This window comes from Pseudomonas fluvialis (genome assembly GCF_014207935.1).
Taxonomy (GTDB): domain Bacteria; phylum Pseudomonadota; class Gammaproteobacteria; order Pseudomonadales; family Pseudomonadaceae; genus Aquipseudomonas; species Aquipseudomonas fluvialis_A.
Window position 1 is genome coordinate 147,538 of the sequence record NZ_JACHLL010000003.1, and the last position, 14,255, is coordinate 161,792.

At 64.2% G+C, this 14,255-nt stretch carries 14 protein-coding genes; 9 read left to right on the top strand and 5 right to left on the bottom strand.

Going from position 1 to position 14,255, the window contains the following annotated elements; all coding sequences use genetic code 11:
• Positions 1 to 87: 87 nt before the first annotated feature.
• A complete protein-coding gene (locus HNP49_RS09680) occupies positions 88 to 267 on the top strand; it encodes a PA1571 family protein (RefSeq protein WP_184682760.1) in 180 nt (59 codons plus the stop codon).
• Here HNP49_RS09680 and pdxB read toward each other — a convergent pair whose 3' ends face one another.
• Complete coding sequence (gene pdxB, locus HNP49_RS09685; protein WP_184682762.1) at positions 268 to 1,410, bottom strand: 4-phosphoerythronate dehydrogenase PdxB; 1,143 nt, start codon at positions 1,408 to 1,410, stop codon at positions 268 to 270.
• Positions 1,411 to 1,525: 115 nt separating this feature from the next.
• Between pdxB and HNP49_RS09690 the strand changes: the two genes are divergently transcribed.
• Positions 1,526 to 2,908, top strand: a complete 1,383-nt coding sequence (locus HNP49_RS09690) for an MATE family efflux transporter (protein WP_184682764.1) — start codon at positions 1,526 to 1,528, stop codon at positions 2,906 to 2,908.
• Positions 2,909 to 3,056: 148 nt separating this feature from the next.
• On the opposite strand, the gene HNP49_RS09695 is transcribed toward HNP49_RS09690, so the two are convergent.
• Positions 3,057 to 3,953 (bottom strand): dienelactone hydrolase family protein, encoded by an 897-nt coding sequence (locus HNP49_RS09695; RefSeq protein ID WP_184682765.1) that lies wholly within the window; start codon positions 3,951 to 3,953, stop codon positions 3,057 to 3,059.
• 452 nt (positions 3,954 to 4,405) lie between these two features.
• Here HNP49_RS09695 and HNP49_RS09700 point away from each other — a divergent pair, with 452 nt between their 5' ends.
• Positions 4,406 to 5,245, top strand: a complete 840-nt coding sequence (locus tag HNP49_RS09700) for a hypothetical protein (RefSeq protein ID WP_184682767.1) — start codon at positions 4,406 to 4,408, stop codon at positions 5,243 to 5,245.
• Positions 5,246 to 5,257: 12 nt separating this feature from the next.
• Here HNP49_RS09700 and tusA read toward each other — a convergent pair whose 3' ends face one another.
• Entirely contained in the window at positions 5,258 to 5,497 is a 240-nt protein-coding gene (tusA, locus tag HNP49_RS09705) for a sulfurtransferase TusA (protein WP_184682768.1), read from the bottom strand.
• 139 nt (positions 5,498 to 5,636) lie between these two features.
• On the opposite strand from tusA, the gene HNP49_RS09710 reads away from it, so the two are divergent.
• Positions 5,637 to 7,184, top strand: coding sequence for a S9 family peptidase (locus tag HNP49_RS09710; RefSeq protein WP_184682770.1), 1,548 nt, complete (start codon positions 5,637 to 5,639; stop codon positions 7,182 to 7,184).
• Positions 7,185 to 7,202: 18 nt separating this feature from the next.
• Here the strand turns inward: HNP49_RS09710 and rlmM are convergent, their stop codons facing one another.
• Positions 7,203 to 8,252: a 23S rRNA (cytidine(2498)-2'-O)-methyltransferase RlmM gene (gene rlmM / locus HNP49_RS09715; RefSeq protein WP_184682772.1), complete on the bottom strand. Its 1,050-nt coding sequence runs from the start codon at positions 8,250 to 8,252 to the stop codon at positions 7,203 to 7,205.
• A gap of 213 nt (positions 8,253 to 8,465) precedes the next feature.
• Between rlmM and HNP49_RS09720 the strand changes: the two genes are divergently transcribed.
• Entirely contained in the window at positions 8,466 to 10,031 is a 1,566-nt protein-coding gene (locus HNP49_RS09720) for a PAS domain-containing methyl-accepting chemotaxis protein (protein WP_184682774.1), read from the top strand.
• Here HNP49_RS09720 and HNP49_RS09725 read toward each other — a convergent pair.
• Positions 10,021 to 10,650: an alpha/beta family hydrolase gene (locus tag HNP49_RS09725; RefSeq protein WP_184682775.1), complete on the bottom strand. Its 630-nt coding sequence runs from the start codon at positions 10,648 to 10,650 to the stop codon at positions 10,021 to 10,023. The genes HNP49_RS09720 and HNP49_RS09725 overlap by 11 nt on opposite strands.
• A gap of 120 nt (positions 10,651 to 10,770) precedes the next feature.
• Between HNP49_RS09725 and ccoN the strand changes: the two genes are divergently transcribed.
• From ccoN to ccoP, 4 genes are read left to right on the top strand one after another with little or no spacing between them, the layout of a single operon-like run.
• Complete coding sequence (gene ccoN, locus HNP49_RS09730; RefSeq protein WP_184682777.1) at positions 10,771 to 12,201, top strand: cytochrome-c oxidase, cbb3-type subunit I; 1,431 nt, start codon at positions 10,771 to 10,773, stop codon at positions 12,199 to 12,201.
• A gap of 11 nt (positions 12,202 to 12,212) precedes the next feature.
• A complete protein-coding gene (gene ccoO, locus HNP49_RS09735; protein ID WP_184682778.1) occupies positions 12,213 to 12,833 on the top strand; it encodes a cytochrome-c oxidase, cbb3-type subunit II in 621 nt (206 codons plus the stop codon).
• 6 nt (positions 12,834 to 12,839) lie between these two features.
• On the top strand, positions 12,840 to 12,998 hold the full coding sequence (locus tag HNP49_RS09740; RefSeq protein WP_184682780.1) for a cbb3-type cytochrome c oxidase subunit 3: 159 nt from the start codon (positions 12,840 to 12,842) through the stop codon (positions 12,996 to 12,998).
• Positions 12,999 to 13,004: 6 nt separating this feature from the next.
• Positions 13,005 to 13,940 (top strand): cytochrome-c oxidase, cbb3-type subunit III, encoded by a 936-nt coding sequence (ccoP, locus tag HNP49_RS09745; RefSeq protein WP_184682782.1) that lies wholly within the window; start codon positions 13,005 to 13,007, stop codon positions 13,938 to 13,940.
• Positions 13,941 to 14,255: the final 315 nt, after the last annotated feature.

Genomic DNA, 14,255 nt, shown 5'->3' on the forward strand with positions numbered 1-14,255 from the left:
TGAACCTTCCGGCCGGTTGCCGACACTGTCACAGAGCAGTCATGCCCACGGCCTAGACTGCCAGCACACCCTGATGAGGAAGTCACCATGCAAGTACAGAACAACGTCCAGCAGGCCCCTCGTTTCACTGCCCCGGCTGCCAATCAGGCGCTGGGCGGCAGCATCATCGATGCCCAAGGGCGCGAAGTACCGATCACCGAGGCCATGGTCCAGCTGGCCTGCCGCGAGCTGGATAACTGCAGCCTGGCCAGCGCCAAGCGCGGCTGATCACACCAGCTGCACCCCCAGGGCGTGCAGCAGTGCGCTCTGGGCGGGATTTTCCCCCAGCATCCTGACCTTGAGCCCATCGATCTCCCGACGATAGGGATAATGCTTGCGCAGCTGATCGAACGCGGCACGCCGCGTGGCGGCATCGCCCTGTAACGAACGCAGGAAGTTGGCGTCATCCAGGCGCGGGTCATAGACCGCGCGGCACACCTGGGCCAGCAGCCAATCGGGCGATGCCTCGGGCGCCACCTGCAACTCGCTCAGCCAGGGCGTCGGCAGCAAGTCGCTGAGATGGCGCTGCGGTACCTGCCCGAGAAACGCGCAGAACGCCTCGTGGATCATCGCCGTGCCGCGCAGCTTGCCGTCCAGGCTGTAGCCGGCGATATGCGGGGTAGCCAACTGGCACAAAGCCGCCAGCTCGACATCCACCTGCGGCTCGCCCTCCCACACATCCAGCACCACCTCCAGCTCGGCATCCGCCTCCAGATGCGCCCGCAGGGCGGCGTTATCCACCACCGCCCCGCGACTGGCATTGATCAGCCAGGTGCCCGGCTTGAGCGCCTGCAACTGCGCGGCGCCGATCAGGTGATGAGTCGCATGGTCGCCCTCGCGGGTCAAAGGCGTGTGCAGGCTGATCACATCGCACTCGCCAAGGATCTGCGCCAGTTCGACGAAGTCGCCGCCTTCGGCCGCCTGGCGAGGCGGATCGCACACCCGCACCTGCCAGCCCAACCCCTGCAGCACGCGTACTAGGCGACTACCCACCTGACCGGCGCCCACCACCCCGTAAACCAGCTGATCCAGGCGCTGGCCGGTCTGCTCGGCCAGCGCCAGCAGGCTGCCCAGCACGTAATCCACCACGCCGCGCGCGTTGCAGCCCGGGGCACTGGCCCAGTGGATACCCGCTCCGGCGAAATAGGCCAGATCCAGATGGTCGGTACCGATGGTACATGTGCCGACAAAGCGCACCCGGCTGCCGGCCAGCAGGGCCTCGTCCACCCGGGTCACCGAGCGCACCAGCAGCGCATCGGCATCACGCACCTGCTCGGCACTGATGCTGCGCCCCGGGTAGCGGCGGATTTCACCAAAGTTGGCAAAGAACTCGTCGAGCAGCGGAATGTTTTCGTCGGCAACTAGCAGCATGGCGCCCTCTCCCATCAATGCCGCGCATTCTACGTCATCGCGACCCGCCGCGGCTTTTCTGACCGGTGCGTCAGGGCGTAGACTAGGCCGCTTTTCCTTGTCAGGTTGAAGCCGCGTGTCCTCCCTTGCCCCCCGCCTGCAGCGCATTCGCACCGAACTGCGTGCCCTGCTCGCCCTCGCCATCCCGATCATCATTGCCCAGCTGGCCCACACAGCCATGGGCTTTGTCGATACCGTAATGGCCGGCCGGGTCAGCCCCCGCGATCTGGCCGCGGTCGCGCTGGGCAACTCACTGTGGGTACCGGTGTTCCTGCTGATGACCGGCGTACTGCTGGCCACCACACCCAAGGTGGCGCAACGCTTTGGCGCCGGCAAACACGATGAGATCGGTCCGCTGGTGCGCCAGGCGTTGTGGCTGGCGCTGGCTGTAGGCCTGCTGGCTGCCGTGACGCTGTGGAATGCCGAACCGGTGCTGCACTGGATGCAGGTCGATGCCGAGCTGATCGAGCCTGCCATGGGCTACCTGCGCGCGGTGGCCTGCGGTTTCCCGGCGGTGGCGCTGTACCACGTGCTGCGCTGCTTCAGCGATGGCCTGGGCCATACCCGGCCCACCATGGTGTTGGGCCTGCTCGGTCTGCTGCTGAACATCCCGCTGAACTACATCTTCATCTACGGCAAGCTCGGCCTGCCGGCCATGGGCGGCGTGGGTTGCGGCTGGGCCACGGCCCTGGTGATGGTCGCCATGCTGCTGGGCATGCTGATCTGGGTGGCATGGGCGCCCTATTACCAGTCCAGCGGATTGCTGCGCCGTTTCGACTGGCCACAGGGCCGGGTGATCCGCCGCCTGCTTAGCGTCGGCCTGCCGATCGGCGTGTCGATCTTTGCCGAAGCCAGCATCTTCTCGGTGATTGCCCTGCTGATTGGCGGGCTAGGCGCCACTGTGGTGGCGGGCCATCAGATTGCGCTCAACTTCAGCTCCATGGTGTTCATGATTCCCTACTCGCTGGGCATGGCCGCCACGGTGCGGGTGGGTCAGGCGCTGGGGCGCCGCGAACCGCGCGAGGCGCGTTTTGCCGCCGGCGTCGCCATGGCCACCGCCCTGGCGTATGCCTGCCTGTCGGCCAGCGGCATGCTCTGGTTGCGCACGGATATCGCCGAAATCTACACCCCGGACCTGGCCGTGATCGGGGTGGCTGGCTCGCTACTGATCTACTCGGCGTTCTTCCAGTTTTCCGATGCCATCCAGGTCACTGCCGCCGGCGCCCTGCGCGGCTATCAGGACACCCGCGTGACCATGCTGATCACTCTGCTGGCGTACTGGGGCATTGGCTTGCCGGTGGGTTACAGCCTGGGCCTCTCCGACTGGCTGGGCGAGCCCAGCGGCCCGCAGGGGCTGTGGCAGGGCCTGGTGGTCGGGCTGACCTGCGCCGCCCTGTTGCTCGGTGTGCGTCTGGCGCGCAGTGCCAGGCGGCATATCCGTCTGCACAGGCCGTCGTAATCGACCGGCACCGCCACCTGGGCTCTCCATCGTGGTGACGATCAAGCAGTTACAAAAAAAGGGGGCGAACCCGACCAGGTCCACCCCCTTTTTTCAGCCGTTTGTCAGCAGCCGTCCTTGATAACTGCCGATGCGACTGGCACAGGACTCAGTAGTTGCAGTTCTGACGGTACTCGGAGATGTTCAGATCCGCGGTGTGATTCGGACCGCAGAGGAACTTGCTGTAGCGGCTGTCGAAGTCGATGAAGCGCTTCATCCAGGCAATCCCGTACATGCCCAGCAGGTCCTCATTCGGATAGCCCGAGTTGGCGCAGAAATGCGAGCCGCCGTAGATCTCCAGGTAGGCCTTGGGCGTGGTGCCGGGAATCCGGTTGTAGAACGGCGAGGCATGCACGCCCACCGGCGCAACGGCATCGGCGCCGCAGGCCAGGATCAGTGCCGGCGTCTTGATCGTGTTGAAGCTGTTGCTGCCGGCGTAGTACGGCGCCTGCGGAATGATCGCATTGATCGAACGCTGGGTAGACAGCTTCAGCGTGCCACCGCCGCCCATGGACCAGCCGATGACGCCCAGGCGGGTGCTGTCGACCTTGTTGTAGATCGGGCTGGAGCTGGAGCCGCTCTGCGCGATCATGTAGTCCAGAGCCTTGCTCAGCTGGGTGGCGCGGCTGTCCGGCTGATCGTAGATGGTGCTGGTGTTCATGGTCATCACCACGAAACCATGGGACGCCAGGCGTGGCCCCCACCACTTGATGCTGTCCTCATAGGAGACATAGCCGGGAATGACCGCAATCGCGCCCATTTTCCCGCTGGCATTGGTCGGGTAGTACACCGTGCTGTCACCAAACCCTTTGAGGTAACCGGAGACCGAAAATTTGGCGGTGGTATAGGGACCCGTGGCGCTTTTCAGCGAAGCGACGGTCGGATCGGGCCCACGCGTGCAATTGCTGCAGGGGCTGGATGGCCCGGTCGCGGAGAAGGCAGTGGCACTTACCAGCAGAGAGGCGGCGAGCAGCAGGGTTTTGCCGAGGGATAGCTTGGCATTCATTGGACAGACCTCATTGTTATTGTTGTCGCGAGAAGAACTTCACTACCGATCACGGCCGAGTCGCCGCGAACTGTGCAGGCCAAGCTATCAATCGCACTGGAGGGCCACCAGAATCGCCAAGGCTCAGTTCGTACAAGAATCGAAACCACCCGACCTGCCCCTGCCAATGCTTCCAGGCGGATCTGTAGCCCCCGGTAACAGCCCGCAGACCCGCGTGGCGCACACACCCAGTAGAGCGGAATCATCCGCTACAACCGCCCGCTCCTGAGGCCCTTGCACAGCACCAGCCAGCGCTCACCTGGCAACGTTCATACTTAGGTTCGATTCTGCAAAATCAGCCTTGGCAGCCGTGAAAAATCAGCGAACATCGAGTCTCCAGGCGCTGCGTCACCCGATCACCGCGCGCAGCCTGATGCCAATGACGGCCTTCATACCCAATAACAACAAGACGTATGAATACCCTGAGCACAGTCAAGCCACCGGCCCTGATCTATGTCTCCAGCAGGCGCTACCTGTACCTGGGTCAGACCCAGCTGCGCATCCGCGAACTGCACGCGGCGGCCTCTTCGCTGCTGGTCTGCCTGCAGGGCACGGTGCGTTTCCGGACGTCCGACGGCGACCCCTGGAGCAGCGCCCGCAGCATCCTCATTCGCGCCGGCAGCAGAATCGCCATCGACAATCGCGACGCGGTAATAGCGGCCTGCTACCTGGATGCGGGGCAGCCCGACTACCTGCTGCTGAAACGGCAGATGAGTTCGGCCCGGCACGGCATCTACTACCGGCATGCACATGAGCAGGAGCTGATCGAAAGCCTGATCGAACTGCGTAACGACCGGCCCGACTTCGAGGAGGCGCAGGCGCGCACCGACGCCATACTCCACCGGCACGTCGACAGGACCGCGGTCACCCTCGATCCGCGCCTGACACAGGTCATCGCCCGCCTCAGGCACACCGCCACGGTCAATATTCCGGTCAGCGCGCTGGCCGCAGAGGTAGGGCTTTCCGAGTCGGGCCTGATCAAGCTGTTCGGCCTGCACATCGGCGCCCCCCTGCGCCGGCATCGCCTGTGGTACCGACTGATCGACTTCATCCAGCTGTCGCTCGCCGGCACGCCCACGGCCCTGGCGATCAGAACCGCCGGTTTTACCGACGCCGCGCATCTTTCACGCTGCTACAGCGGATTCTTCGGCGTCAGCCTGGCTTACGCCTTCTCGAAGAAGACCTCAGTGGAGTACATCTGCGCCGCGCACCCGGAAGCCGCCGAGCAGCAACGCTCTGCTCACGGCGGCTAACCGCAGCCGTCATCACTCGGCCTTCTTGCGAATCCAGTACAGGTAGGTGCCCTTGGCTTCGCTCTGCTCGACCAGCTCGTGGCCGAGGAACATGCAAAACTTGGGAATATCGCGGCGAGTCGAGGGATCGGTGGCTATGACCTTGAGCAGGCCGCCGGGAGCCAGGTCACGCACCTTGTTGTGCAGCATCATCACCGGCTCGGGGCAATTGAGACCGGTGGCATCGAGAATCGAGTCAGCTTGCAGGGACATCAGCAACCTCCGAAGACAGGTGCGCATTCTCGCCGATCGGGTCCACAGGGTCACCTCTCGCCGCACAACCTTGGATGGGCGGCTTGTGCCCCGCAGCTCGGGCAAGCTGCGCCCACCGCGACCCGAACAAGAAAACACCATGCGCCTGATCACCCTTTGCGCCGCCAGCCTGCTGCTGGGCGGCTGCGCCGCCCGCGAGCAACTGCCCGACTACAGCCAGAGCGCCCAGCGCGACCTGCCGGCCACCCATTTCGAAACGGTAATCACCGGCCGCGACGGCACGCGCCTCTCCGCCACCGTGTTCCAGCCCGCCCTCAAGGCCGGCGAGGAGGCGCCGCTGGTTGTGCACACCCATGGCTGGGGCGGCTGGCGGGTAACCGGACCGAATGGCTTCTATGGCACCCAGATGATGTCAGGCCGCGCGGCACTGACCGCCTGGCGAGCCGGCTACTGGGTGGTCAGCTACGACCAGCGCGGCTGGGGTGGCAGCGAGGGCAACATCGAAATGATGGACCCGCGCTATGAGGTACAGGACGCCCTGGCGGTCATCGACTGGTCGGCCAGCCACCTGCCACACCTACAGATGGATGGCCCCAACGACCCGCGTGTCGGCATGCTCGGCGAAAGCTATGGCGGCGCCGTGCAGTTGCTTGCCTCTGCCGAGGACCCGCGCATCGACGCGCTGGTACCCATTGCCACCTGGTACGACCTGGCCGATGCCCTGGCCCCGCAAGGTGACCTGAAGATCGGCTGGGGCGGCGTACTGCTTGGCCTTGGCCTCTCCACCGGCTACGACCTCGGCAAGTTTGTCCAGGCACCCTACCTGCGCACAGCCGACGGCACCATGCGCCCCGAGGTACAGGCCGAGCTCAAGGCCCACAGCCTGACCAGCTACTGTGACCGTGGGCAGCGCCCGCAGGCCGACGCCCTGCTGATTCAGGGCATGCGCGATACCCTGTTCCCCCTCGACCAGAGCCTCAAGATTCGTGACTGCCTGCAGCAGGGACAGCGCGACGTACGCCTGCTCGGCATGCAGGCCGGTCATATCCTGCCGCCGCCGGCACAAGCCTGGAGTGGCCTGCCGCCCTTCAACAACGAACCGGTGCTGCACTGCGGCGAACGGGCGATCAACTACTACCAGGCCATCGTCGCCTGGTACGAGGAGAAACTGCGCGGACGCCCGGGCGTGGCGGCCAGCGTGCCAGAGTTGTGCGTGAGCTTGAATCTGGGCCAAGGCCTGGCGCTGAACGCGCTGCCTTCCGCCGGGGAACGCGTGGCACTGCCGCTGACCGAAGTACGGCCGCTGACCAGCGGCCTGCTCAGCCCCAGCCAGTTCGTGCCGCTGCGCACCATCGAGCAACACAGCGCTCTGCTGGGCAGCACCCGCCTGAGCCTGCAGGGCAGCGATGAGCGGCCCCAGGTGTTTGCCGCCATGGCGGTGAAGCGGGCCGATGGCCGCATCGAGACACTCGATGAGCAGGTCACACCGCTGGGGCAACGCCGCGAGCTGCAGCTGACCAGTGTCAGCGCGGCACTGCAACCCGGTGACGTGCTCGGCCTGCAGTTCAGCGGTTTCAGCGGTCAGTACCTGTTCAACAGCTCATGGAGCCCGCGCGCGGTAGCCCTGCAGGGCGAAGTCGAGCTGCCCGCCCTGCTGCCGCTCAGCGCCCCGCTGGCAAAGCGCTGAGTCGGTGTGCCTGCGTCGTTATAGACGGCGCAGGTGGCAGGTCACCTCCTCGCGGTCGTGGTACAGCTGCTTGCAGCCGATGCTGACCTTCAGGCCGCGGGCCTTCAGTCCGTCCTCGATACGTTCCAGCAGGCGCTGCACCTCGGCGAAACGCTGCTTCATCGGTAGTTTGAGGTTGACCACCGCCTCCTGGCACCAGCCCTCGCCCAGCCAGGTCTCGATCATCGCCGCCGTGCGTGCCGGCTTCTCGACGATATCGCAGACCATCCAGTTCACCGGCTTGCGTGGCTTGAAGGTGAAACCATCGGCCCGCTGGTGCTCCACCAGCCCCGAATCCATCAGGCTTTCGGCCATCGGCCCGTTGTCCACGGCGGTGACCCGGATGTGCCGGTTGACCAGCTGCCAGGTCCAGCCGCCCGGTGCGGCGCCCAGGTCCACAGCGGTCATCGCTGGCGCCAGGCGGGTATCCCACTCGTCCCGCGGGATGAAGTGGTGCCAGGCCTCTTCCAGTTTGAGCGTCGAGCGACTGGGGGCCTCGCGGGGGAACTTCAGACGCGGAATGCCCATCGGCCAGAATGCCGAGTTATCGGCCTCGGCCAGACCGAGAAAGACCTCGCGACCGCTCTTGAAGGTCAGCAGCAGGCGCGGCTTGAGACGATCCTCGACCAGCTTGCCGGCCTTGCTCAGGGCCTTGCGCAGGGGCGCTTCGAATTTCTTGCAGAAGCCCGAAAGCTCCTTGCCTTCGTTGGTATCGAATACTTCCAACCACAGGCTACCGGCCTGCGGGTAATCGGCCAGGGCCTCCAGCAACACGCTGATGCGGTCGGTTTCCGGCAACGCCAGGAAGCTGCCGCGCGCCCACTGGCGGATGAAGATCAGGCGACTGAAGCGCAGCTTGCGCATCAGCCGCTCGGCGCCACCCGGCTCGGTGCAGACGAACTCGGCGTAGGCCAGGTTAGGCTTGCTGCGGGCATAGCCCGCCACTTCCAGACGCGCCGCCAGATCACTGATCTCGGCGCAGACCTCGCCCTCGAAACCCGGACGACAATGCAGCAACAGACTGTTCATTTTCCACTCCGGCTGCCAGCAGCCCCAGATGCAATGACGCGCATGATACCTGAGCGCCAGCCGAACACCCGCCTGGGGTCTATACCTGTAGGACTCGACCAGCTGTCTGGCTGAGCAGGCTCACAACAGCGGCTGATTAAACTTGTGACGCCGCCAGGCGATAAATAAGAAAGCCTGCCAAAGAGCAGGAGTTAACATCAGAGAAGCCATGCCATGCGTAATAACCAGCCCGTTACCCAGCGCGAGCGCAGTTTTCCGGCGCAACAGCGCCTGATCTCCACCACCGACCTCAAGGGTGTAATCACCTACTGTAACGAGGCCTTCATCGAGATCAGCGGTTACAGCCGCGAAGAGCTGATGCGCGCCCCGCACAACCTGGTTCGCCACCCGGATGTACCGCCGGCGGTATTCGGCCACCTGTGGACCACCCTCAAGCAGGGCAAGCCGTGGATGGGCATCGTCAAGAACCGCTGCAAGAGCGGCGACCACTACTGGGTCAACGCCTACGTCACGCCGATCTTTGCAGGCAATCAGGTGGTCGGTTACGAATCGGTGCGGGTCAAGCCCAGCGCCGAACAGGTACGCCGAGCCGAAGCCCTGTACCAGCGCATCAACAGCGGCAAGAGCGCCATTCCCGCGAGCAACCGCTGGCTACCGCTGCTGCGCAACTGGCTGCCGTTCATTCTCCTGAGCCAGGTCGGCTGGGCCATCGGCGCCTGGCTGGATGGCCACTGGGGCTTCATTCTGGCTGCCCTGCTGTCGATTCCCCTCGGCCTGCTGGGCCTGGCCTGGCAGGGCCGCAGCACCCAGCGCCTGCTGAAAATTGCCGAGCAGGCCACCTCCGATCCGCTGATTGCCCAGATGTACACCGACAGCCAGGGCGACGAAGCGCGCCTGGAAATGGCCATGCTCAGCCAGGAAGCCCGCCTGAAAACCTGCCTGACACGCCTGCAGGACACCGCTGAACAGCTCACCAGCCAGGCCAGCGATGCCGACCGTCTGGCCCGCAGCAGTGCCGGCGGGCTTGAACTGCAGCGCCTGGAAACCGAACAGGTCGCTGCGGCCGTCCAGCAGATGGCCTCCACCACCCAGGAGGTGGCGAGCAATGTGCAGCGCACCGCTGATGCCACCCAGCAGGCCAACCTACTGACCCGCCAGGGCCGCGCCATTACCGACGAGGCGCGCGACGCCATTCAGCGCCTGTCCAATGCCGTCAGCGAGACCGGCGAGACGGTGACCCGCCTGGCCCAGGACAGCAGCGAGATCGGCGGCGTGGTCGACGTGATCAAGGGCATTGCCGACCAGACCAACCTGCTCGCCCTCAATGCGGCCATCGAGGCGGCGCGGGCCGGTGAAATGGGTCGGGGCTTTGCGGTGGTCGCCGATGAAGTGCGCTCCCTGGCCAGTCGCACGGCCGAGTCGACAGGGCAGATTCACCAACTGATCGCCAAGCTGCAGCGCACGGCCGAAGAGGCCGTGGCCACCATGGAGAACGGGCGCCGTCAGGCCGACGAAGGCGTGCACAAGGTGCAGCAGGCCGACGACGCACTGGTCGGCATCAGTGACGCGGTGGCGCATATAGCCGACATGGCCGACCAGATTGCCGCGGCTGCCGAAGAGCAGAGCGCGGTGGCCGAGAACATCAACCACAAGGTAGTGACCATCGCCCAGCTGGCCGAGGAGACCACCGGCTCGGCGCATCGCACCGCGGAACTCAGCCTGGGCCTGAGCGAAACCGCCAAGGGCCAGTTCTCACTGGTCGAGCGCTTCAATCGCTGAGGCGTTCGACCCAGTCCGCCACCGCCGAGGCGGCGGCCTTCAGGTGCTGTTCATGGCTGAAGCCGCTGCTCTTGAAGGGTTTCAGGTCATGGTCGGCCGCCGTCAGCCAGTGCAGAGCAATGCGCGCCGGCAGAGTGTAACCCTCCACTTCTCCGCGGTTGCCCAAGGCATCACGCTCCCCCTGGATGATCAGGGTGGGCGCGCGCAGCCCGTGCAGGTGCTCGACGCGCAGCGTGTCCGGTTTGCCGGCCGGGTGAAACGGATAACCGAAGCACACCAGAGCATCAGCCCCCAGTTCATCGACCAGCAGGCTGGCCATACGCCCGCCCATGGACTTGCCAGCCAGCACCACAGGTCCTGCGACCTGCTGTCGCACAAGCGCATAAACCTCGCGCCAACAGGCCAGTAAACGGGCCTGTGGATCGGGTGGCCGACGCTTGCCATCCAGCCGCCTGGCGGCCATGTAGGGGAACTCGAAGCGCACCACCGCCAGGCCACGGGCGGCAAGCCATTGCGCCAGTTGCTCAAGCACCGCCGAGTCCATCCCGGCACCCGCCCCATGGGCCAGGATCAGGGTGGCAAAAGGCCTGCCGACCGCCCGGTTCCAGACAAGTTCCATAAAACCCCACCGACTCTGTGACAATTGATCTCAGTCAATAACCGCAAGCTGTGCTTTGCGGATGCTTGTTCTGCGCAAAAGCGCAGCCAGTATCCATAACCGTGTATGGAAGCCCATAACATGAGCACAGCAACCACACAGCAGACTGCCTACAACTACAAGGTGGTCCGCCAATTCGCCATTATGACGGTCATTTGGGGCATCGTCGGGATGGCCGTTGGCGTCCTCATCGCGGCCCAGCTTGTCTGGCCGGAACTCAACCTTGGTCTGCCCTGGACCAGCTTCGGGCGCTTGCGTCCGCTGCACACCAACGCGGTGATCTTCGCCTTCGGCGGTTGCGCACTGTTTGCCACTTCCTACTACACCGTGCAGCGCACCTGTCAGGCGCGCCTGTTTGGTGGCCCACTGGCGGCCTTCACCTTCTGGGGTTGGCAACTGGTGATCCTGCTGGCGGCCATCACCCTGCCGCTGGGCATTACGACTTCCAAGGAGTATGCCGAGCTGGAATGGCCGATCGACATTCTGATCACCGTCGTCTGGGTAGCCTATGCCATTGTGTTCTTCGGCACCGTGGCCAAGCGCCAGACCAGCCACATCTACGTGGGCAACTGGTTCTTCGGCGGCTTCATCCTGACCGTGGCAATCCTGCACCTGGTCAACAACGCCGAACTGCCGGTTACCGCCCTGAAGTCCTACTCGGCCTACGCCGGTGCGACTGACGCGATGATCCAGTGGTGGTACGGCCACAACGCCGTAGGCTTCTTCCTGACTGCCGGCTTCCTCGGCATGATGTACTACTTCGTGCCGAAGCAGGCAGGCCGTCCGGTCTACTCCTACCGTCTGTCCATCGTGCACTTCTGGGCACTGATCGCCGTGTACATCTGGGCCGGTCCGCACCACCTGCACTACACCGCGCTGCCGGACTGGGCTCAGTCCCTGGGCATGGTGATGTCCCTGATCCTGCTGGCGCCAAGCTGGGGCGGCATGATCAACGGCATGATGACCCTGTCGGGTGCCTGGCACAAACTGCGTAGCGACCCCATCCTGCGCTTCCTCGTGGTGTCCCTGGCCTTCTACGGCATGTCCACCTTCGAAGGCCCGATGATGGCCATCAAGACCGTCAACGCCCTGTCCCACTACACCGACTGGACCATCGGCCACGTACACGCCGGCGCCCTCGGCTGGGTAGCCATGGTGTCGATCGGCTCGCTGTATCACCTGATCCCGAAAGTCTTCGGTCGTGAAGAGATGCACAGCACCGGCCTGATCAACACCCACTTCTGGCTCGCCACCATCGGTACCGTGCTGTACATCGCCTCCATGTGGGTCAACGGCATCACCCAGGGCCTGATGTGGCGTGCAGTCAACGAAGACGGCACCCTCACCTACTCCTTCGTTGAGGCCCTCGAGGCCGGCCACATCGGCTTCATGGTCCGCATGATCGGTGGTGCGATCTTCCTCACCGGCATGCTGGTGATGGCCTACAACACCTGGCGCACTGTCAGTTCCGCGACTGCGGCACAAGTACAAGCCGCCGGCCAGCCAGCCTGAGGAGCAGCGAGATGAGTAACAACAGCAAACACGAAATTCTCGAGAAAAACGTCGGTCTGATGGCCCTGTGCATGGTCCTGGCCGTGTCCATCGGCGGCCTGGTGCAGATCGTGCCGCTGTTCTTCCAGAAGGAAACCACCCAGCCGGTCGAAGGCCTCAAGCCTTACACCGCGCTGCAACTGGAAGGTCGCGACATCTACATCAAGGAAGGCTGCGTCAGCTGCCATTCGCAGATGATCCGTCCGTTCCGCGCCGAGACCGAGCGCTACGGCCACTACTCGGTTGCCGGTGAGAGCGTGTGGGACCACCCGTTCCTGTGGGGTTCCAAGCGGACCGGTCCGGATCTGGCCCGTGTCGGCAGCCGCTACTCCGATGACTGGCACCGTGCGCACCTGTACAACCCACGCAACGTAGTGCCGGAATCGAAGATGCCGGCTTACCCGTGGCTGGTGGAAAACCAGCTCGACGGCAAGAACACCGCCAAGAAACTGCAAGCCATGCGCACCCTCGGCGTGCCGTATAGCGACGCGGACATCGCCGGTGCCAGCGACGCGGTCAAGGGCAAAACCGAAATGGACGCCTTGGTGGCCTACCTGCAAGTTCTCGGCACCAGCCTGAAGAACAAGCGGTAAGCAACCATGGATATCGGAACTCTGCGGGGTCTCGGCACAGCACTGGTACTGATCGCCTTTGTCGGTCTGGTGCTCTGGGCCTTCAGTGGCAAGCGCAAGAGCGGCTTCGATGAAGCCGCCCTGCTGCCCTTCGCCGACGACCGCAACTCGAAAAATCAGGAGTAAACAACCATGACCTCGTTCTGGAGTGGGTACATCACCCTCCTCACCATCGGCACCCTGGTGGCGCTGACGTGGCTGATCTTCAGCACCCGCAAGGGTGAGACAAAGGGCGTCACCGACAAGACCATGGGCCATGCCTTCGACGGCATTGAGGAATATGACAATCCGCTGCCGCAGTGGTGGTTCCTGCTGTTCGTCGGCACCATCGTGTTTGGCGTGATCTATTTCGCCCTCTACCCGGCGCTGGGTAACTGGAAAGGCCTGCTGCCGGGTTATGAAGGCGGCTGGACCCAGGTCAAGCAGTGGGAGCGCGAAGTCAGCCGGGCTGACGAGCAATACGGCCCTATCTTCGCCAAATATGCCGCCATGCCACTGGAAGATGTCGCCAAGGATCCGCAGGCACTGAAGATGGGCAACCGTCTGTTCGCCACCTACTGCTCGATCTGCCACGGTTCGGACGCCAAGGGCGCACCGGGCTTCCCCAACCTGGCTGACAACAGCTGGCGCTGGGGCGGTGACACTGCCAGCATCAAGACCACCATCCTGCACGGCCGCATGGCTGCCATGCCGGCCTGGGGTGCGATCCTCGGTGAGGAAGGCGTGAAGAACGTGGCTGCCTATGTGCGTCAGGACCTCGCCGGCCTGAAACTGCCGGAAGGCACCCAGGCCGACCTGGCCGCCGGCAAGCAGCAGTTCGCCACTAACTGCACAGCCTGTCACGGTGCCGAAGGTAAAGGCATGCCGATGATGGGCGCTCCGGACCTGACCAAGCCTTCGGCCTGGATCTACGGTTCGAGCCTGGTGCAGATTCAGCAGACCCTGCGCTATGGCCGAAACGGCCAGATGCCGGCACAGGAACAGTACCTGGGCAACGACAAGGTTCACCTGCTCGCTGCCTACGTCTACAGCCTGTCGCAGCAGCCGGCGGAAGTCGCCAGCAAGTAAGCGCACGATCAGCGGCGCAAGGATGCGCCGCTACTCCTTCGGGTCCAGCCCCGAACGGAACGATAAACCGGGCACGCAGCCCTCCCCGCCTTATGCGACCCGATGTCGCACCTCTTTACCCGACAGAACGACTTGGTCTTTGCTGCCGGCCGGCTAAGCTGTTTTGCATCGCCACCCGCACAACTCCAAGGCGAGCCATTTTTTGCGCACAGGTTCGATGCATCCTCCTGCACCGCTTGCAGTGAACAGGAGAAGGCATCCATAGCCGCTGCAAGTCCCTGCCGGGCGTAATGTTTCAGTGTGTGTCGTTGCATT

Bases quoted from the DNA above. Each gene is read 5' to 3' on its own strand.
- HNP49_RS09680 (WP_184682760.1), top strand. From the start codon at position 88: ATGCAAGTACAGAACAACGTCCAGCAGGCCCCTCGTTTCACTGCCCCG.
- pdxB (WP_184682762.1), bottom strand. From the start codon at position 1,410: ATGCTGCTAGTTGCCGACGAAAACATTCCGCTGCTCGACGAGTTCTTT.
- HNP49_RS09695 (WP_184682765.1), bottom strand. From the start codon at position 3,953: ATGAATGCCAAGCTATCCCTCGGCAAAACCCTGCTGCTCGCCGCCTCT.
- HNP49_RS09700 (WP_184682767.1), top strand. From the start codon at position 4,406: ATGAATACCCTGAGCACAGTCAAGCCACCGGCCCTGATCTATGTCTCC.
- tusA (WP_184682768.1), bottom strand. From the start codon at position 5,497: ATGTCCCTGCAAGCTGACTCGATTCTCGATGCCACCGGTCTCAATTGC.
- HNP49_RS09710 (WP_184682770.1), top strand. From the start codon at position 5,637: ATGCGCCTGATCACCCTTTGCGCCGCCAGCCTGCTGCTGGGCGGCTGC.
- rlmM (WP_184682772.1), bottom strand. From the start codon at position 8,252: ATGAACAGTCTGTTGCTGCATTGTCGTCCGGGTTTCGAGGGCGAGGTC.
- HNP49_RS09720 (WP_184682774.1), top strand. From the start codon at position 8,466: ATGCGTAATAACCAGCCCGTTACCCAGCGCGAGCGCAGTTTTCCGGCG.
- HNP49_RS09725 (WP_184682775.1), bottom strand. From the start codon at position 10,650: ATGGAACTTGTCTGGAACCGGGCGGTCGGCAGGCCTTTTGCCACCCTG.
- ccoN (WP_184682777.1), top strand. From the start codon at position 10,771: ATGAGCACAGCAACCACACAGCAGACTGCCTACAACTACAAGGTGGTC.
- ccoO (WP_184682778.1), top strand. From the start codon at position 12,213: ATGAGTAACAACAGCAAACACGAAATTCTCGAGAAAAACGTCGGTCTG.
- HNP49_RS09740 (WP_184682780.1), top strand. From the start codon at position 12,840: ATGGATATCGGAACTCTGCGGGGTCTCGGCACAGCACTGGTACTGATC.
- ccoP (WP_184682782.1), top strand. From the start codon at position 13,005: ATGACCTCGTTCTGGAGTGGGTACATCACCCTCCTCACCATCGGCACC.